Origin of the sequence: Pseudomonas sp. SMSB3 (assembly GCF_052041965.1) — a bacterium.
Lineage (GTDB): Bacteria > Pseudomonadota > Gammaproteobacteria > Pseudomonadales > Pseudomonadaceae > Aquipseudomonas.
This window is the reverse complement of record NZ_JBKGGV010000007.1, coordinates 104,693-124,216: the sequence shown is the minus strand read 5'-3', so window position 1 is coordinate 124,216 and position 19,524 is coordinate 104,693. Positions and strand designations below refer to the sequence as shown.

The 19,524-nt window shown below is 63.5% G+C and carries 14 protein-coding genes and 1 other RNA gene; 7 read left to right on the top strand and 8 right to left on the bottom strand.

Going from position 1 to position 19,524, the window contains the following annotated elements; translation table 11 throughout:
• Window positions 1-3: 3 nt before the first annotated feature.
• The 3 genes from hemN to ACLEJW_RS13620 all read left to right on the top strand — a co-directional run bounded on the left by hemN (window position 4) and on the right by ACLEJW_RS13620 (window position 2,907).
• Entirely contained in the window at window positions 4-1,386 is a 1,383-nt protein-coding gene (gene hemN, locus ACLEJW_RS13630) for an oxygen-independent coproporphyrinogen III oxidase (protein ID WP_440777731.1), read from the top strand.
• A gap of 182 nt (window positions 1,387-1,568) precedes the next feature.
• A complete protein-coding gene (gene fnrA / locus ACLEJW_RS13625; RefSeq protein WP_145189118.1) occupies window positions 1,569-2,303 on the top strand; it encodes a Crp/Fnr family transcriptional regulator FnrA in 735 nt (244 codons plus the stop codon).
• A 55-nt stretch (window positions 2,304-2,358) separates the two neighbouring features.
• A complete protein-coding gene (locus ACLEJW_RS13620) occupies window positions 2,359-2,907 on the top strand; it encodes an adenine phosphoribosyltransferase (RefSeq protein ID WP_145189121.1) in 549 nt (182 codons plus the stop codon).
• Window positions 2,908-2,965: 58 nt separating this feature from the next.
• Here ACLEJW_RS13620 and recR read toward each other — a convergent pair whose 3' ends face one another.
• The 3 genes from recR to dnaX all read right to left on the bottom strand — a co-directional run bounded on the left by recR (window position 2,966) and on the right by dnaX (window position 6,182).
• Window positions 2,966-3,568 (bottom strand): recombination mediator RecR, encoded by a 603-nt coding sequence (recR, locus tag ACLEJW_RS13615; RefSeq protein WP_145189124.1) that lies wholly within the window; start codon window positions 3,566-3,568, stop codon window positions 2,966-2,968.
• 145 nt (window positions 3,569-3,713) lie between these two features.
• On the bottom strand, window positions 3,714-4,049 hold the full coding sequence (locus ACLEJW_RS13610) for a YbaB/EbfC family nucleoid-associated protein (protein WP_145189127.1): 336 nt from the start codon (window positions 4,047-4,049) through the stop codon (window positions 3,714-3,716).
• 63 nt (window positions 4,050-4,112) lie between these two features.
• Window positions 4,113-6,182: a DNA polymerase III subunit gamma/tau gene (gene dnaX, locus ACLEJW_RS13605; RefSeq protein ID WP_440777730.1), complete on the bottom strand. Its 2,070-nt coding sequence runs from the start codon at window positions 6,180-6,182 to the stop codon at window positions 4,113-4,115.
• Window positions 6,183-6,306: 124 nt separating this feature from the next.
• Here dnaX and ACLEJW_RS13600 point away from each other — a divergent pair, with 124 nt between their 5' ends.
• Window positions 6,307-7,065 (top strand): substrate-binding periplasmic protein, encoded by a 759-nt coding sequence (locus ACLEJW_RS13600; protein WP_145189132.1) that lies wholly within the window; start codon window positions 6,307-6,309, stop codon window positions 7,063-7,065.
• An 85-nt stretch (window positions 7,066-7,150) separates the two neighbouring features.
• A complete protein-coding gene (locus ACLEJW_RS13595; RefSeq protein ID WP_145189135.1) occupies window positions 7,151-7,369 on the top strand; it encodes a TIGR02450 family Trp-rich protein in 219 nt (72 codons plus the stop codon).
• Between the two features lie 21 nt (window positions 7,370-7,390).
• Here ACLEJW_RS13595 and ffs read toward each other — a convergent pair.
• The 5 genes from ffs to ACLEJW_RS13570 form a co-directional block, all read right to left on the bottom strand.
• An RNA gene (gene ffs, locus ACLEJW_RS13590) (signal recognition particle sRNA small type) lies at window positions 7,391-7,487 on the bottom strand.
• A 158-nt stretch (window positions 7,488-7,645) separates the two neighbouring features.
• The gene (gene ligA, locus ACLEJW_RS13585; protein WP_440777729.1) at window positions 7,646-9,982 is read right to left on the bottom strand and encodes an NAD-dependent DNA ligase LigA; all 2,337 of its coding nucleotides are present in this window, start codon (window positions 9,980-9,982) and stop codon (window positions 7,646-7,648) included.
• Between the two features lie 114 nt (window positions 9,983-10,096).
• Entirely contained in the window at window positions 10,097-10,981 is an 885-nt protein-coding gene (gene zipA / locus ACLEJW_RS13580) for a cell division protein ZipA (protein ID WP_440777728.1), read from the bottom strand.
• Window positions 10,982-11,185: 204 nt separating this feature from the next.
• On the bottom strand, window positions 11,186-14,674 hold the full coding sequence (gene smc, locus ACLEJW_RS13575) for a chromosome segregation protein SMC (protein ID WP_440777727.1): 3,489 nt from the start codon (window positions 14,672-14,674) through the stop codon (window positions 11,186-11,188).
• A gap of 3 nt (window positions 14,675-14,677) precedes the next feature.
• Window positions 14,678-15,337: a GntR family transcriptional regulator gene (locus ACLEJW_RS13570; RefSeq protein ID WP_313297267.1), complete on the bottom strand. Its 660-nt coding sequence runs from the start codon at window positions 15,335-15,337 to the stop codon at window positions 14,678-14,680.
• A gap of 267 nt (window positions 15,338-15,604) precedes the next feature.
• Here ACLEJW_RS13570 and xdhA point away from each other — a divergent pair, with 267 nt between their 5' ends.
• Window positions 15,605-17,059, top strand: a complete 1,455-nt coding sequence (xdhA, locus tag ACLEJW_RS13565; RefSeq protein WP_313458979.1) for a xanthine dehydrogenase small subunit — start codon at window positions 15,605-15,607, stop codon at window positions 17,057-17,059.
• On the top strand, window positions 17,052-19,451 hold the full coding sequence (gene xdhB / locus ACLEJW_RS13560) for a xanthine dehydrogenase molybdopterin binding subunit (protein ID WP_440777726.1): 2,400 nt from the start codon (window positions 17,052-17,054) through the stop codon (window positions 19,449-19,451). Before xdhA ends, xdhB begins: the two co-directional genes overlap by 8 nt.
• The last annotated feature ends 73 nt before the right edge of the window (window positions 19,452-19,524 follow it).

Sequence of the window (19,524 nt, the reverse complement as noted above, 5' to 3'; positions counted from 1 at the left end):
CACATGCTCGACGACCTACGCTGGGATGCCGACCTGATCCGTCGCTACGATCTGGCCGGCCCGCGCTACACCTCCTACCCGACCGCGGTGCAACTGCACAGCGAGGTAGGCTCGTTCGACCTGCTGCATGCCTTGCGCGAGAGCCGCCGCGCAGTGCGGCCGCTGTCGCTGTACGTGCACGTGCCGTTCTGCGCCAACATCTGCTACTACTGCGCCTGCAACAAGGTCATCACCAAGGACCGTGGCCGCGCCGCACCTTACCTGCAACGCCTGGAGCAGGAGATCCAGCTGATCGCCTGTCACCTGGACCCTAAACAGCGTGTCGAGCAGCTGCATTTCGGGGGGGGCACCCCCACCTTCCTCAGTCACGTCGAGCTGCGCCAATTGATGGCCACCCTGCGTCATCATTTCACCTTGCTGGATGACGATTCCGGCGACTACGGCATCGAGCTGGACCCGCGCGAGGCTGACTGGTCGACCATGGGGCTGTTGCGCGAGCTGGGCTTCAACCGCGTCAGCCTTGGCGTGCAGGACCTGGACCCGGCCGTGCAGCGGGCGGTCAACCGTCTGCAAAGCCTGGAGCAGACCCGCAACCTGATCGACGCGGCACGCACGCTGCAGTTTCGCTCGATCAACCTCGATCTGATCTACGGCCTGCCGAAACAGAGCGTCGAAGGCTTCGCACGTACTGTCGATGAAGTGATCCGCCTGCAGCCCGACCGCCTGTCGGTGTTCAACTACGCCCACTTGCCCGAGCGCTTCATGCCCCAGCGGCGCATTGATAGCCAGGACCTGCCGCCACCCGCACAAAAACTGGAAATGCTGCACAACACCATCGAGCAGTTGACCGCCGCGGGCTACCGCTACATCGGCATGGACCACTTCGCCCTGCCCGATGACGAGTTGGCGATGGCTCAGGAAGAAGGCACGCTACAGCGCAATTTCCAGGGCTACACCACCCATGGCCATTGTGACCTGATCGGCCTGGGGGTTTCCGCAATCAGCCAGATCGGCGACCTGTACTGTCAGAACAGCAGCGACCTCAACACGTACCAGGAAAGCCTGAGCAATGCCCAACTGGCCACCCAGCGCGGGCTTATCTGCAGCCATGACGACCGTCTGCGCCGCGCGGTGATTCAGCAGCTGATCTGCCATTTCCAGCTGGATTTCGAGCCGATCGAAGAGGCCTTTACCGTCGATTTTCGTGGCTACTTCAGCGACCTGTGGCCGCAATTGCAGACCCTGCAGCGCGACGGCCTGATCAGCCTCGATCACCAGGGCATCCGCATTCTCCCGGCCGGCCGCCTGTTGGCCCGCTCGGTGTGCATGGTGTTCGATGCCTATCTGACGCTGCACAACCAACAGCGTTTCTCGCGGGTGATCTGATCACGCGCCATACTGCCCTTGGCCGTTGACGCCTGCCAGGCACCCAAGGCCCTTTGAGCACCCCGGCAACCATCCTGCCGGGGCTTTGTCGATTCGCACACGTCTAGCGGACGCTGGCCTACACCCTATGTCGTGGGTTACCCTTACGACTTATGTGTGCTTTCCCACAAGGATCGATCCAAATGTCCGAGCCAGTCAAACTGCGCACCCATGCCCAGGCCCATTGCAAGGATTGCAGCCTGGCGCCCCTGTGCCTGCCTCTTTCACTCAATCTGGAAGACATGGATGCACTGGATGAAATCGTCAAACGCGGTCGACCGCTGAAAAAAGGCGAGTTCCTGTTCCGCCAGGGTGACAATTTCGGCTCGGTCTACGCAGTACGCTCCGGCGCCCTCAAGACCTTCAGCCTGAGCGACAGCGGCGAGGAGCAGATCACCGGCTTCCACCTGCCCAGCGAGCTGGTCGGCCTCTCCGGCATGGACACCGAAACTTACCCGGTGTCGGCCCAAGCCCAGGAAACCACGTCAGTCTGCGAAATTCCCTTCGAGCGCCTCGATGAACTGTCGGTCCAGCTGCCGCAGCTGCGTCGCCAGCTGATGCGAGTCATGAGCCGCGAGATTCGCGATGACCAGCAGATGATGCTGCTGCTGTCGAAAAAAACCGCCGATGAGCGCATCGCGACGTTCCTGGTCAACCTCTCGGCACGCTTCCGCGCCCGCGGCTATTCGGCGAACCAGTTCCGCCTGAGCATGTCGCGCAACGAAATCGGCAATTACCTGGGGCTGGCAGTCGAAACCGTCTCGCGCGTGTTCACCCGCTTCCAGCAGAACGGCCTGCTGCATGCCGAGGGCAAAGAAGTGCACATTCTCGACCCCATCCAGCTGTGCGCGCTGGCCGGTGGGGCAATGGAGGCCTGACAGCTGGCATTAGCAGGTATACTGGCGCATTCGTTACTCCAGGATACCCGCAATAATGCACAGCGACGCCTTCGACCTCAAAGCCCTGATCCGCCCGGTAGTGGATTTCCCCAAGCCGGGTGTGATCTTTCGCGACATCACGCCGCTGTTCCAGTCGCCGCGGGGGCTGCGCTACGTGGCCGACCAGTTCATCGAGCGTTATGTCGAGGCGCAGTTCAGCCATATCGGCGCCATGGACGCGCGGGGCTTTCTGATCGGCTCGATCATCGCCCACCAACTGAACAAGCCGCTGATCCTGTTCCGCAAGCAGGGCAAGCTGCCGGCTGACGTGCTGAGCGAAGGTTACCAGACCGAATATGGTGAAGCGTTCCTCGAGGTGCACGCCGACAGCCTCTGCGAGGGCGACTCGGTGCTGATCTTCGACGACCTGATCGCCACCGGCGGTACCCTGCTGGCTGCCGCCAACCTGGTGCGCCGCACAGGCGCTGAGGTCTTCGAGGCCGCCGCGATCATCGACCTGCCCGAACTCGACGGCTCACGCCGCCTGCAAGCGGCCGGCGTGCCCACCTTCTGCCTCACCGCGTTTTCCCTCAGCGAGCGCTGAGAGAAGCAGCTGCGAGCGGCGAGACAAAGCAGATTTGCTTTGGCTTGCAGCTTGCAGCTCAGAGCGCGATGGGCTTGCGACCTGCGAAGGCATGGGCCAGGGTGCCGCCGTCTACCAGTTCCAGCTCGCCGCCCAGGGGTACGCCGTGGGCGATGCGGGAGGCGACCAGGCCTTTCTCGGCCAGCAGCTGCGCGATGTAGTGCGCGGTGGCTTCACCCTCGACCGTAGGGTTGGTCGCCAGGATCACCTCCGTGAAGCTGCCCTGCTCTTCGATGCGTGCCATCAATTGCGGCACACCGATCGCCTCTGGCCCCAGCCCGTCAAGGGGAGACAAGTGCCCCTTGAGCACGAAGTAGCGGCCGCGATAACCGGTCTGCTCCACGGCATACACGTCCATCGGCCCCTCCACCACGCACAACTGGGTGTCGTCGCGGCGCGGGTCACTGCACTGCGGGCACAGCTCCTGCTCGGTCAACGTGCGGCACTGACGGCAATGGCCAACGCCCTCCATCGCCTGGCCCAGCGCCTGGGCCAGGCGCAGACCACCACTGCGGTCGCGCTCGAGCAGCTGCAGGGCCATGCGCTGGGCGGTTTTCTGGCCCACGCCTGGGAGGGTGCGCAAGGCGTCGATCAGTTGGCGGATCAGGGGGCTGAAGCTCATGGGTATGGCCTGAAAATCAATGAGGGGCGGTTTATACCCAGCACAGGCATGGGCGTCAAATCGGTAGACCTTGGCGCAACGCAATGTGCACAGGCGAAAAAAACCGCCGCTGTGGGGCAGCGGCGGTTCGGTGCAGGCCGATGCCTTAGAACGGCATCTTGAAGCCTGGGGGCAATTGCATGCCTGCGGTCATGTTGCCCATCTTGTCCTGGCTGTTCTGTTCGATCTTGCGCACGGCATCGTTCAATGCGGCGGCGATCAGGTCTTCGAGCACTTCCTTGTCGTCTTCCTCGGTCGACATCAGGCTCTGGTCGATGCTGACGCGCTTGACGTCGTGACGACCGGTCATCACCACGCTCACCAGGCCGCCACCGGACTGGCCGGTGACTTCGGCGTTGGCCAGTTCTTCCTGCATCTTCTGCATTTTTTCCTGCATCTGCTGGGCCTGCTTCATCAGGCCGGCCATGCCACCTTTCATCATGGGGTATACCTCGATTGGGTCATGTGCTGCGCCACGGCACGGGTCCGGGCGCATGGTTATCGATTACTGGCCCTGGCTGACCAGGGCGTCTACAGGCTCAATAGTATCCTGTCGCACCGTGGCGCCGAACAGCTTGATCATCTGCTGGATCAACGGGTCGTGCTCGATCGACGACACCGCATCCTGCTGACGCTCGGCACGCTTGCGCGACGCCGCCTGGGCAGGGGTTTCCTGCTCCGGGCGGATCAGCTCGATACGCAGGTTCAGGGTACGCCCCAAATGCTGATTGAGCGCCTCGTTCAAACGCCGTTGCTGTGTGGTATTGAACAGCGCGCCCTGCCCCGGATCCAGGTGCAGCAACCAGTCGTCACCGTCAGCGGCTATCAACGTACAGTTTGCAGCGATGTTGCCTGTCATCCCGGAGATAGGCAATTGTGGGAATAATTCCAGCCATTGCAAGGCCAGGCCCGTGGCTGGCTGCGCGGCTGGCAGCGGCTCGGGGGCCGCCGCAGGTTGCTCCTGCACATGCTCGGCCAGTTCGTCCAGGTAGGTGAAGCCCACCGGGTCGCTTTCGCCGCCGTAGTAGTCCTCGTCCAACGGTGGTTCGTCGTCACGTTCCATGCCGGCGCTGACGTAGGCGGTCGGGTCGAACGGCGGCTCGTCGTGCACTGCCGGTGCCGCTGCGGGTGCCGCAGCAGGGGCTGGCAACGGGGTCGGTTGCGGTGCCGTGGCAGCGGCTGGCAACGGCGCAGGCGCGCCTTGCGGCTCGTCCCAGGGCAGGTCGATGACGTCGGCAGCCGGTTCGGGCACCGAAATGGCCTCGATCTCGGCCTTGAGCTGCACGTCAGCCTTGGTTTCCGGCTCATGGTCGGCAGTCGCCGGAGGCGGCACTTCCAGCGGCGCAGCATCAGCCAGCGGCGCCTCGGGCGCAGGCGCCTGGGCCGCAACCGGCTCAACCTGAACTGCTGGGGCCACCGGCTTTACTGGGTCAGCTGTGGCCTGGCTGATCCCCGCTGGCTTTAGCACAGGGGTTGGCGCGTCCTCGGCATCAGCTGGGCGGAACGCCAGCATGCGCAGCAGCACCATCTCGAAGCCACCGCGCGGGTCTGGGGCCAATGGCAGATCGCGCCGGCCTATCAGGCCCATCTGGTAATAGAACTGCACATCTTCTGCCGGCAGCGCCGCTGCCAGCGCAAGCACGCGATCACGGTCGCCCTGGCCGTTGTCCACCGCTTCAGGCAGTGCCTGGGCAATCGCCACACGGTGCAGCACATTGAGCATTTCAGCCAGCACACCGCTCCAGTCGGGCCCCTGCTCGGCAAGGTTGCGCACCGCCTCGAGCAAGGCCCGCGCATCGCCTTCGAGCAGCGCTTGCAGAACGCCGTAGACCTGGCCGTGATCGAGGCTGCCAAGCATGGCGCGCACGTCGGCGGCCAGCACCTTGCCTTCGCCAAAGGCGATCGCCTGGTCGGTCAGGCTCATGGCATCGCGCATCGACCCGTCCGCCGCGCGACCCAGCAGCCACAGCGCGTCGGCCTCGAACGGCACGTTTTCGGCTTGCAGCACATGGCTCAGGTGCTCGACCACCCGCTCAGGGCTCATGTTCTTCAGCGAGAACTGCAGGCAGCGCGACAGGATGGTGGCCGGCAGTTTCTGCGGGTCGGTGGTGGCGAGGATGAACTTGACGTAGGGCGGCGGCTCTTCCAAGGTCTTGAGCAGCGCGTTGAACGAGTGCGTGGACAGCATGTGCACTTCGTCGATCAGATAAACCTTGAAGCGCCCACGGCTGGGTGCGTACTGCACGTTGTCGAGCAGTTCGCGGGTGTCTTCGACCTTGGTGCGGCTGGCGGCGTCGATCTCGATCAGGTCGACGAAGCGGCCCTCGTCGATCTCGCGGCACACCGAGCAGGTGCCACAGGGGGTCGAGGTGATGCCGGTTTCGCAGTTCAGGCACTTGGCGATGATACGGGCAATGGTGGTCTTGCCGACCCCACGCGTGCCGGTGAACAGGTAGGCGTGGTGCAGGCGCTGATTGTCCAAGGCATTGATCAAGGCCTTGAGCACATGGGTCTGGCCGACCATTTCGCGGAACGAGCGTGGACGCCATTTACGTGCAAGAACCTGATAACTCATCGAAAAACCATCGCAGCCTGATCCAGCCCAAAGATCGCTAATGCTAGCGGAGCGAGGGCAAAATTGCACCCTGCGTGGCTCGTCTACGCTATGCAAAGAGCGCGCTGATCAGGGAGGATGCGCATTGCGACGATTGTTGACCGCACTGATGCTGTACTGCACCTGGGCGCAGGCCGAGCAACCGGTGCTGCGTTTCTCCGTGGCCGAGAGCTGGAGCATGCCGCTGGTGCGGGTGGTAGACGACCAGCCCGTTGAAGGCCTGCTGTTCGATCTGATGCAGGCCCTGGCCCGCGAGGCCGAGGTGCGTCCGCAATACCACGTGCTGGCCCGGCTGCGCCTGCAACAGGCGATGGATGACGGTGACATCGACGTGCGCTGCTATGTGAGCACACGCTGGTTCAATGATCGCCCCGGCAATTTCGTCTGGAGCATTCCGCTGATCGCACAGCGCGATGTGCTGGTCGGCCGGCCGGGTGATACCCAGCCTGTGGTTGCCGCGCAATTGCCCACGCAGGCGATCGGCACGGTGCTGGGGTATGCCTACGACACCCTCGAGCCGTTGTTCGACCAAGGCCGATTGCTGCGCGAAGACAGCCGCAGCCAGCAACTGGCATTGCAGAAACTGCAGGCCGGGCGCTATCAGCATGCGGTGAGCAACGAGCTGTCGCTGCGCTGGTTCAACCAGCAAGTGCCGCCCGGCCAACGTCTGACCCAGCAAGCCGTGCTCGAGGAACAGGCATTGGGCTGCCTGGTGCGCAATGACCCGGCGGTGCCGACCCAGCGGCTTCTGCGGGCCTTGGTGCGGATGAAGGAATCGGGGCAGATCGACCGCATCGTGCAGCGGTATGGGGCGGCCGACTACACGGCGGCGGGTGCCCGGTGATGACAGGCTGCGTCGTGCAGCGGACGTCTGACCGCGGCGACTGTCATAGCGAAGGCAGGCCGAAAAGATTTCCGAGGAGTGTCCCATGAACCGCTTCAACCCCGCCAAACTCAAGCTGTCGAAATGGACCGCGACGCAGCCGCAGAACCGCGAAAAGCACTTCTTGGTGACTGACCTCGAGCATGATGAGCACAGCGGCGAATTGCTGCGCGTGGAATTGCAGGCGGTATACAGCAAGCGCAGCGAATGGCTGGACTGGCGAGTGTTGCGCGATGCGCACGTGTGGGCAATGGGATGGCGATGACGGATCGCGAAATGGAGGCGGCCCCACCAGCCACACCCCGGCACTCGATGTTCCCGCTATGGCTGCTCCCTTCCGGGCCTGACCAGGTTAACGGGTAATCAATGCGGGGGGACCGATGGGGCCACCACTACAGAGCTCGCTGAGCAGCGAGTGGCGCCATTGTACCGGTCCTGAACGCAGATACAACCTCTGAAGCAGAAAAAGTCATCATTTCTCAATGACTTGTCTGGCCAGGGCGGTTTCTGGCCATCGCCCCCCGCCCCAGCCAGGCCATCTTCAAGCGTCCACGGCAATGCCATGCTCGCCCAGGAAGGCGACGAAGGCGTCTTCATCGAGCACCTTGACCCCCAGCTCACTGGCCTTGGCCAGTTTCGAGCCAGCGCCCGGCCCGGCTACCACGCAGTGAGTCTTGCCGGAGACGGAGCCGGCCACCTTGGCGCCAAGGCTTTCCAGCTTGTCCTTGGCGATGTCGCGGCTCATGCGCTCCAGCGAGCCGGTCAGGACCCAGGTCTGGCCGGCCAGCGGCAGGCCTTCGGCGACTTTCTTCTCGCTGTGCCAGTGCATGCCGAACGCCAGCAGTTGCGCCTCGATATTGCGCGCCAACTGCTGGTTGGCAGGGTCCTTGAAAAATTCACGCACCGCATCGGCCTGCTTGGCCGCCAGGGCCTGGCGCAAGTCGATGCCATCGGCAGCGATGATCTTGTCCAGGCTGTCGAGCTTGGCCACCAGTTTTTCCGCGCCAGTCGGGCCGACCGAGGCAATATCGAGCTTGGCGATCACGCCGGCGAGGCTGGTGCTGGCGGCGAATTCGGCCGCCAGCTCGCCTTCGTCCTGCAGTTGCATGCCGCTGCCCAGCAACTGCTCGATGACCTTCTGGTTGTGCTCGTCTTCAAAGAAGTTGTGGATCTCGTAGGCCACCTCCAGACCGATGTCCGGCAGGTACGTCAGTACCTGCGGCAGCGCCTGCTGCACGCGCGCCAGGCTGCCCAGCGAGCGAGCCAGGACCTTGGCGGTTTCCTCGCCGACGTCCGGGATACCCAAGGCATAGATGAACCGCGCCAGGCTTGGCCGCTTGCTCGCCTCGATGGCATCGAGCAGTTTTTTGCTCGACACCTCGGCGAAGCCTTCCAGCCCGACCACCTGCTCGAATTGCAGCTTGTACAGGTCTGCGGGCGAAGCGATCAGGCCCTCGTCCACCAACTGCTCGACGCTCTTCTCACCCAGGCCATCGATGTCCATGGCGCGACGCGACACGTAGTGAATGATCGCCTGCTTGAGCTGGGCACCACAGGCCAGGCGGCCAACGCAGCGGTAGACCGCGCCGTCGCTGGTGGTTTCCCTGCCCTTGCTGCGCTTGACCAGCTGGGTCCGTTCGACTTGCGAGCCGCACACCGGGCACTGGCTGGGCACCTCGACCTGGCGTGCATGTTCGGGACGGCGCTCGAGCACTACCTGCATCACCTGTGGTATCACATCGCCAGCCCGGCGAATGATCACTGTATCGCCAATGCGTAATCCCAGGCGGGCGATCTCGTCCATGTTGTGCAACGTGGCATTGGACACCGTCACCCCCGCCACCTTGACCGGCTTCAAGCGCGCCACCGGCGTCACCGCACCGGTGCGGCCGACCTGGAACTCAACGTCGAGCACTTCGGTGAGCTCTTCCATGGCCGGAAACTTGTGGGCGATGGCCCAGCGTGGCTCGCGGGCACGGAAACCCAATTCACGCTGAGAAGCCAGGCTATTGACCTTGAACACCACGCCATCGATCTCGTAGGGCAGGTTGTTACGCCGCTCGCCGATATCGCGGTAGTAGGCCAGGCACTCTTCGATCCCGGCAGCATGCCTGAGCTCGCGGCTGATCGGCAGGCCCCACTGCTTGAGCTGCTCGAGGGTGGCGATGTGGCTGTCGCCGATGCTCGCCGACACCTGCCCGACACCGTAGCAGCAGAACTCCAGCGGGCGGCTGGCCGTGATCTTCGAGTCCAGCTGGCGCAAGCTGCCGGCAGCGGCGTTGCGTGGGTTGGCGAAGGTCTTGCCCCCGGCTTCAGCCTGGGCGGCATTGAGACGGTCGAAGCCGGCCTTGCTCATGAACACCTCGCCACGCACTTCAAGCACAGCTGGCCAGCCCGTACCTTGCAGCTTCAGCGGGATATTACGCACCGTGCGCACATTGGCGCTGATGTCTTCGCCCGTTGTGCCGTCGCCACGGGTAGCGCCCTGCACCAGTTGGCCGTCGCGGTACAGCAAGCTGACCGCCAGGCCGTCGAGCTTCGGCTCACAGCTGAAATCCACGGTCCCCGGCTGATCGAGCCCATCGGTAACGCGCCTGCCGAACTCACGCAGGTCGGCCTCTTCGAAGGCATTGCCCAGGCTCAGCATCGGCACTTCGTGACGCACCTGGCTGAAGGCAGCCAAGGCACTGCCACCGACACGCTGGGTCGGTGAATCGGGGGTGACCAGGTGCGGGTTTTGCGCTTCGAGCGCCTTGAGCTCATTGAACAGGCGGTCGTATTCAGCATCGGGCACGCTCGGCTCGTCGAGCACGTAGTAGCGGTAGTTGTGCTGGTCGAGTTCGGCGCGCAGTGCGTGGATTCGGGTTTCGGCGGTCATGGTTCAGGTTCTCTGGCAAAGCAAAAAAGCAGCCCCTGGACTGCCTGGGGTTTGGGCAGACCTCGCCCCGAACCCACCAGCACACCCCAGAGGCTGCTCTTTGGTCTGGATCTATCAGCGTTTCTGCGTCAGCGCACGGCGCTCGAACTCGACGATGCGCTGGCGATAATGTTCGATGGTCTGGGCAGTCAGGACACTGCGTTGATCATCCTTCAATTCGCCGTTGAGCTCATGGGCCAGCTTGCGCGCTGCCGCCACCATCACATCGAAGGCCTGCTTCGGGTGACGCGGGCCAGGCAGGCCGAGGAAGAAGCTCACCGCACGGGTGCTGAAGTGGTCGATATCGTCCAGGTCGAAGATGCCGGGCTTGACCGCGTTGGCCATGGAGAACAGCACCTCGCCGTGACCCGCCATGCTTTCGTGGCGATGGAAGATATCCATCTCGCCGAAGCGCAGGCCGCTTTCGAGGATGTTCTGCAACAGCGCCGGGCCTTTGAAACCACCCTCATCACGGGAAATGACGCTGATCACCAGCACTTCGTCAACCGGTGGCAGTTCCTTGGCAGCGTTGCCGCTGGCGGCAAAACCACTGTTGCGGGTATTGTCGGCGGCGAAGTCTTCCTCGGCCTCGACATACAGCTGCGCTTCGCGCGGTTCGGCGGCCAGGCCCAGGTCGGCGGCTGGCGGCACGTCACGCTTGGTGCGCTTGTTGACCTTGGCCGGTTTAGGCTCGCGCTCGCGTTCGCGATCACGTGCTGGCGCACTCATCGAAGGCAGGTCGGCTTCATCCAACTCAGGTTCCTTCTGGCCTTCCAGCACTCGCGACGGGCCGAGCACTTCGGCGCTGCCCTCTTCATCAGGCAGGTTGGAGTAGCTGCGATCCAGACGGAATTTCAACTTGCCCTTGCCGCCGCGCATGCGGCGCCAGCCGTCGAAAAGAATCCCGGCGATGACAATGATGCCGATGACGATCAGCCACTCGCGCAGACCGATTTCCATGTAATCCCGTGCCTCTATAAAAATATGCTTGAAAACAAAGGCTTCAAAGCCCTTTAACACGTGGCGCCAACTCTATGTTCTGACAGGCGTTTTATCCACGTTAGAAACGAGTGACATTAAGCTAGCACGACCAAAGACAACTTTACACCGTCTGTCGCACATGACAGGGGCATTTACCTACAGTTTTCACCCTCTCTTCCCGCATCAGGCATCGACCATGGCCAGTGCCTGCTCCACATCCACCGCCACCAGCCGCGAGCAACCCGGCTCATGCATGGTGACCCCCATCAACTGATCGGCCATTTCCATGGCGATCTTGTTGTGGGTGATGTAGATGAACTGCACGCTTTCACTCATTTCCTTGACCAGGCGTGCATAGCGTCCGACGTTGGCATCGTCCAGCGGCGCATCGACTTCGTCGAGCATGCAGAACGGTGCCGGGTTCAACTTGAAAATGGCAAACACCAGCGCCAATGCGGTCAATGCTTTCTCGCCACCGGACAGCAAATGGATGGTGCTGTTCTTCTTACCCGGTGGACGCGCCATGATTGTCACCCCTGTATCGAGTAAATCTTCGCCCGTCAGTTCCAGATAAGCGCTGCCGCCACCGAAAACTTTTGGAAAAAGTGCCTGTAATCCGGCATTTATCTGATCAAAGGTATCTTTGAAGCGGCTGCGGGTTTCCTTGTCGATCTTGCGGATGACGTTTTCCAGGGTATCCAAGGCCTCGACCAGGTCGTCGTTCTGGGCATCCAGGTAGCGCTTGCGCTCGGACTGCTGTTCATACTCTTCGATGGCCGCCAGGTTGATGGCGCCCAGGCGCTGGATACGCGCTTCCAATTGCTCGAGGGCCTGCTCGGTGCTCTGCTCGCTGGCATCGGCGGCGACCGTGGCCAGCACACCCTGCAAGTCGTAACCATCAGCCAGCAGTTGTTCCTGCAGGGTCTTGCGGCGAATATCCAGCCCCTGGCTTTCCAGACGCATCTGCTCGAGCTGGCCGCGCAGCATCTGCGCCTGCTGTTCGGCCTGGGTACGGCGCTTCTCGGCATCGCGCAGCTCACGGTCGGCCTCGTCCATGTGCAGGCGGGCCAAGCGCATTTCTTCATCGACGCCCATGCGCCGCTCGAGCAACTCTTCAAGCTTCAGGCGCAGCTCTTCCTGCGGGGCCTCACCCTCCTCCAGGTTCAAGTTCAACTGCTCCTGACGCTCGCTGAGCCGCGCAGCCTGCAGCTCCAGGCGTTCGAGCGCCTGGCGGGTGGAGTCGTGCTGGGCACGTAGCGACCCCAGACGCACAGCCAGTTGATGGGCGTGGTCCTTGTGCTGACGGGCCTCCTGGCGGATGCGGTCGAGGCCTTCGCGCAAGGTGTCGCGGCGCGCCATCAGTTGCTCACGCTGCTCGGTGTCCTGCGCCATCAGTTCCAAAGCGTCTTGCAACAGTAGACGGGCTTCGCCGAGCTGTTCTTGCTCCAGCGCCTGTTGCTGTTCGAGTTCGCCGAGCTCTTCCTGCAAGCGCCGATGGCGCAGCTCGAGTTGTTCGGTGCGGGCACGGCTGGCGCTGAGGCTGGCCTTGAGCTCGGCCTGCCGGCGGGCTTCTTCCTGAGCCTGACGGCGCAGTTGCTCACGCTGCTCTTCAAGCTCCAGCTGCTGTTCGCGTGTCGCCTGCAGGTGCTGTTCGACCTGCTCCAGCGCCGCTTCGGACTCCAGCTGCTGCTGGCCAAGGCGTTCGATTTCCTGGCTGCGGGCGAGTACCCCGCCCTGGGCATCACCCGCGCGGCTGACGCGCAGAAAGTGCTTGCCGACCCAGAAGCCATCGCGGCTGACCAGGCTCTGCCCATCACCCAGCGCAGCGCGCCCGGCCAGCGCCTGGGCGAGGTCTTCTACCGGATACACCTGGCCCAGCCAGGGCGCGAGGTCTGCCTGGCCTTCGACCTTGTCGAGCAGACTGCCGGGGCGGTTCGCCGCACCGCCGCCGGCCACCACCAGACACACCTCGCCTTGCGCCAGCCCGTCGAACTCCAGCCCCGCCAGATCATCGAGCAGCACAGCCTGCAGGTCGGCGCCCAGCACGGTTTCCACCGCCAGTTCCCAACCCGGCTCCACGCGCAGGCCTTCAGCCAGGCGCGGACGCTGCTCCAATCCTTGCTCACGCAGCCATTGCGCAGCCCCCGCGCCAGGCTCCAGCGCCGCTTGCTGCAACGCCTCGAGCGAGGCCAGTCGACCACCGAGGCGTTGCAGCTCGCCCTGCTGACATTGCTGGGCAGCGCTGGCTTGCTGCAATTGCTCGCGCACACCGTCCAGGCGCTCGACCACCTGCTGCTCGGACAGCTGCAATTGTTCGAGCTGCAGCTCGCTGCTGGCCAGGTTTTCAACCAGCTCGTCGAAACCGGCATCGTGCGCCTGTGCGGCCAACTGCGCGTGCTCTTGCGCCAGCTTGCGCTGACGTTCGGCCAGGCGCTGCAGGCTGGTTTCCAGCTGCTGCAGGCGCGATTGCTGCACCTCGGCCTGGCGCCGTGGCTCGGCCGAGCGGGTGTTGAAGCTGTCCCACTGCTCTTGCCAGCCGTGCATGCCGACTTCGGCTTCCTCCAGCACCGCTGCCGCTTCTTCGGCAGCAGCCAGGATCAGTTCCTGTTCAGGCTCAAGCTCGGCGAGCTCTTCACCGAGCGTGGCCACCAAGGTACGGTCATGACCCAGGTGCGATTCGGTTTCCAGGCGGGTGCGCTCCGCTTCCTTGAGGTCGTCCTGCAACTGACGCAGGCGCTGTTGACCATGCTGAATGCTCTGCTCGACCCGGGCGATGTCACCTGCCACGGAGTAGAAGCGCGCCTGCACCTGATTGAAACGCTCTGACAGTTCATGGTGCCCGTCGCGCAGGCGCTCGATACTGGCATCGGCATTGCGCTGCTCGGCCACCAGGGCCTCATGGGCAATGTCCTGATCGCCGATCACCGCCTGGCGCTGGCGCACGCGCTCGTCCAGCTCGCGCCAGCGCAGGGCCGCCAGGCACGCCTTGAGTTGGCGCTCCTGGGCTTTGTACTCGCGAAACTTTTCCGCAGCCTGGGCCTGACGATGCAGGCGTTCGAGCTGGCGCTCGAGCTCTTCGCGCAGGTCGGTCAGGCGCGCCAGGTTCTCCTGGGTGCGGCGAATGCGGTTTTCGGTTTCGCGGCGGCGTTCCTTGTACTTGGAGATGCCAGCGGCTTCTTCGATGAAATTGCGCAGCTCTTCCGGCTTGGCTTCGATCAGCTTGGAGATCATGCCCTGCTCGATGATCGAGTAACTGCGCGGGCCAAGCCCGGTGCCCAGGAAGATATCGGTGATGTCGCGGCGCCGGCACTTGGTACCGTTGAGGTAGTAGCTGTTCTGCCCGTCGCGGGTAACCTTGCGGCGGATCGAGATTTCGGCATAGGCCGCATACTCGCCGAGCAAGGTGGTTTCGCTGTTATCGAAGACCAGCTCGATGCTGGCCTGGCTCACCGGCTTGCGGCTGGTCGAGCCGTTGAAGATGACGTCGGTCATCGACTCGCCGCGCAGGTTTTTCGCCGAGCTCTCGCCCATCACCCAGCGCACTGCATCGATGATGTTGGACTTGCCGCAGCCATTCGGGCCGACCACGGCCGCCATGTTGCTGGGGAAGTTGACTGTGGTCGGGTCGACGAACGACTTGAAGCCGGCCAGGCGGATGCACTTCAGGCGCATCGATCAGCCCCGCGCCAATGCCGCCAGCACCAGTTCGCAGCTGCGCCGGCCATAGGCGGCGAGCACCTCGCGAATGCGCGCCAGGTCACGGGCCACGACCGCTTCGAGCAGGCGCGCGAAGAGGTCGAGGTAGTCATCCATGTTGGCCTGGCGCTGGTCCAGGGCCAGGTAATAGGCGCGGCTCATGGCCGGTTGCAGGTTCTCGACCGTCTCCTGCAAGTAGGGGTTGTCGGCGAACGGATAGGCGGCGCGCATCACGGCGAAGCTCTCGGCGACGAAGACCTTGATATCCTGCTGCTCGCAGGCCTGGCGCAGACGCTGCTGAATGTCCAGAAACGGGCGCAGATCGGCTTCCAGGCGCCATTGTTGGGCAACCGCGTTGCCCAGCAGGATGTAGAACTCGCTCATCAAGGTGCACAGGCTGCGCACGCCGCGTTCATCCAGCTCGGTGACGTGGGCGCCGCGACGCGGCAGGATCGCCACCAGGTGACGCCGCTCCAGGATCAACAAGGCCTCGCGCACCGAACCACGGCTGACGCCCAAGGCCACGGTGACCTTCTGCTCCTGGATGCGTTCGCCAGGCGCTAGCTCGCCACGAATGATGCGCTCGGCCAGGTAGTCGGCAATCTGCTCGGAGAGGCTGTCCGGCGCCTTGAACGTCATGGTTTTCCTTCAGAATCATTGAACTGGGCACAAGCGGGCGATTGTAGCGCACTTGCCTGGCCGTCGCGCAGAGGGGCACTGCGCTTTATTTGACCGCCCAGACAGCCCCTCAGGCGGCGCGATCTATGCTTGATGAACAGGCAGCGATTCCAGGCGAGCGTCGACATGCGCATTTTCCTGACCTTTGAGTCAGAAAATCATTGACCACCGTGATCGGTCTGCTTATTGTCCGCTCAACAACAATAAAACCATTGCGAGGCCATCCCCGTGATCCAGTTTCTCGTCAACCAGGCACTGCACAGCGAGCATGCCCTGGACCCGAACATGACGGTGCTGCAGTACCTGCGTGAGCACCTGGGCAAACCCGGCACCAAGGAAGGCTGCGCCAGCGGCGACTGCGGCGCCTGTACCGTGGTGGTCGGCGAGCTGGTGCAGGACGATCAAGGCCAGGACAGCCTGCGCTATCGCAGCCTCAACTCATGCCTGACCTTCGTCTCGTCCCTGCATGGCAAGCAGCTGATCAGCGTCGAAGGCCTCAAGCACAACGGGCAACTGCACAGCGTGCAGCAGGCCATGGCCGACTGTCATGGCTCGCAATGCGGCTTCTGCACCCCAGGCTTCGTCATGTCGTTGTTCGCCCTGCAGAAGAACAGCCAAGGTGCCGACCTGCACCAGGCCCAGGAAGCACTGGCAGGCAACCTGTGCCGCTGTACCGGCTATCGGCCGATCCTCGACGCCGCCGAGCAGAGCTGCCGGCAGCCCTGCCGCGACCAGTTCGACGCCCAGCAGGCGCAAACCATCGCGCGCCTGAAAGCCATCGCCCCCACGCAAACCGGCGAGCTCAACAGCGGCGACAAACGCTGCCTGGTGCCGCTGACCGTGGCCGATCTGGCCGACCTGTACAGCTCGCACCCCGAAGCCCGCCTGCTCGCCGGCGGCACCGACCTGGCGCTGGAAGTGACCCAGTTCCACAAGACCCTGCCGGTGATGATCTACGTCGGTCATGTCGCCGAACTCAAGCGCATCGACAAGACCGCCAGTCACCTGGAGATCGGCGCTGCCACGCCGCTGACCGACTGCTACAGCGCGCTCAACGACGAATACCCGGATTTTGGCGACTTGCTGCACCGCTTCGCCTCGCTGCAGATCCGCAACCAGGGCACCCTGGGTGGCAATATCGGCAATGCGTCGCCGATCGGTGACTCGCCGCCCCTGCTGATCGCCCTGGATGCCCAGGTGGTGCTGCGCCAAGGTCAGCGCCAGCGGGTCATGCCACTGGAAGACTATTTCATCGACTACCGGATCACGGCCCGCCAGGACAGCGAGTTCATCGAGAAGATCATCGTGCCGCGCGCCAGCAACGACTGGGCGTTTCGTGCCTACAAGGTCTCCAAGCGCCTGGACGATGACATCTCGGCAGTGTGCGCTGCGTTCAACCTGAGCATCGAGAACGGCGTGGTCAGCGGTGTGCGCATCGCCTTCGGCGGCATGGCGGCGATTCCCAAGCGCGCCCGCGCCTGCGAAGCGGCCTTGCGCGGCAAGCCATGGAGCCAAGCCACGATCGAGCGCGCCTGCCAGGCCTTGGCCGAAGACTTCACGCCGCTGAGCGATTTTCGCGCGAGCAAGGAATACCGCTTGCTGACCGCGCAGAACCTGCTGCGCAAATACTTCATCGAACAGCAAACGCCTCACATCGAGACCCGGGTGACCGACTATGTCTAACCACCACGTAGCCAAGAGCCAGGCTGAAATGGCCGAACTGTTCAGCCAGGACCTCACCACCGGCGTCGGGCGCAGCGTCAAGCACGACAGCGCCGACAAGCATGTGACTGGCGAGGCGGTGTACATCGATGACCGCCTGGAGTTTCCCAACCAGCTGCATGTCTATGCGCGCACCGCCGACCGCGCCCACGCACGCATCCTGCGCATCGACACCGCGCCCTGCTACGCCTTCGAAGGCGTGCGCATCGCCATCACCCATGAAGACATCCCTGGCCTGAAGGACATCGGCCCGGTGGTCGCCGGCGACCCGTTGCTGGCTATCGACAAGGTCGAATTCTTCGGCCAGCCAGTGCTCGCCGTGGCCGCGCGCGACCTGGAGACCGCGCGCCGCGCGGCCATGGCGGCGATCGTCGAGTACGAAGACCTGGAACCTGTGCTCGATGTGGTCGAGGCCCTGCGCAAGAAGCACTTCGTGCTCGACAGCCACACGCATCAACGCGGTGACTCGGGGGCGGCACTGGCCAGCGCGCCGCACCGTATCCAAGGCACCCTGCATATCGGTGGGCAGGAACATTTCTACCTGGAAACCCAGATCTCCTCGGTGATGCCCACCGAAGACGGCGGCATGATCGTCTACTGCTCCACGCAGAACCCTACCGAAGTGCAGAAGCTGGTCGCCGAAGTGCTCGATGTGCCGATGAACAAGGTGGTGCTGGACATGCGCCGCATGGGCGGCGGCTTCGGCGGCAAGGAAACCCAGGCGGCCAGCCCCGCCTGCCTGTGCGCGGTGGTCGCGCGCCTGACCGGTCAGCCGACCAAGATGCGCCTGCCGCGCGTCGAGGACATGGCCATGACCGGCAAGCGCCACCCGTTCTATGTGGAATACGACGTCGGCTTCGACGACCAGGGTCGCCTGCATGGGATCAATTTCGACCTGGCCGGCAACTGTGGCTACTCGCCTGATCTGTCCGGCTCGATCGTCGACCGTGCCATGTTCCACTCCGACAATGCCTACTACCTGGGCGATGCCACCGTGCATGGCCATCGCTGCAAGACCAACACTGCCTCCAACACCGCCTACCGCGGCTTCGGCGGACCGCAAGGCATGGTCGCCATCGAACAGGTGATGGACCACATCGCCCGTCACCTGGGCCGTGATCCGCTGGCGGTGCGCAAGGCCAACTACTACGGCAAGACCGAGCGCAACGTCACCCACTACTACCAGACGGTCGAGCACAACATGCTCGAAGAAATGACCGCTGAACTGGAAGCCAGCAGCGATTACGCCGAACGCCGCGAGTCGATCCGCCGCTTCAACGCCAACAGCCCGGTGCTCAAGAAAGGCCTGGCGCTGACGCCAGTCAAGTTCGGCATCTCGTTCACCGCCACCTTCCTCAACCAGGCCGGTGCGCTGATCCACATCTACACCGACGGCAGCATTCACCTGAACCATGGCGGCACGGAGATGGGCCAGGGCCTGAACATCAAGGTGGCGCAGGTGGTGGCGCAGATCTTCCAGGTCGATATCAGCCGTATCCAGATCACCGCCACCAACACTGACAAGGTGCCCAACACCTCGCCAACGGCGGCCTCCAGTGGCGCCGACCTGAACGGCAAGGCGGCGCAGAACGCCGCCGAAATTCTCAAGAAACGCCTCACCGAGTTCGCCGCACGGCATTACCACGTGACCGAGGAGGACGTCGAGTTCCGCAATGGCCATGTGCGCGTACGCGAACAGATCGTCAGCTTCGAGCAACTGGTACAGCAGGCTTATTTCGCCCAGGTGTCGCTGTCGAGTACAGGCTTCTATCGCACACCGAAGATCTTCTACGACCGTAGCCAGGCGCGCGGGCGGCCGTTCTACTACTTCGCCTTTGGCGCTGCCTGCGTGGAGGTGATCGTCGATACCCTGACCGGCGAGTACAAGATGCTGCGCGCCGACATCCTGCACGATGTGGGCGACTCGCTGAACCCGGCCATCGACATCGGCCAGGTCGAGGGCGGCTTCATCCAGGGCATGGGCTGGTTGACCACCGAGGAGCTGGTATGGAATGCCAAGGGCAAGTTGATGACCAACGGCCCTGCCAGCTACAAGATTCCGGCCGTGGCCGACATGCCGCTGGATCTGCGGGTGAAGCTGGTGGAAAACCGCAAGAATCCGGAAGACACCGTGTTCCATTCCAAAGCCGTGGGCGAGCCGCCGTTCATGCTGGGCATCGCTGCCTGGTGCGCGATCAAGGACGCCGTGGCCAGCCTTGCCGACTACCGCCTGCAGCCGCACGTGGATGCACCCGCGACGCCGGAGCGGGTGTTGTGGGGCTGCGAGCAGATGCGCAAGGCGGTGGCTGCGGCGCAGCCTGCCGAATCGGCGCGCGAACCCGTTACCCATTGACACGCTGGGGCCGCTTCGCGCCCCTTTCGCGACGCAAGGCCGCCCCCACAAAAAAGCAGGCCATGTTGATCTG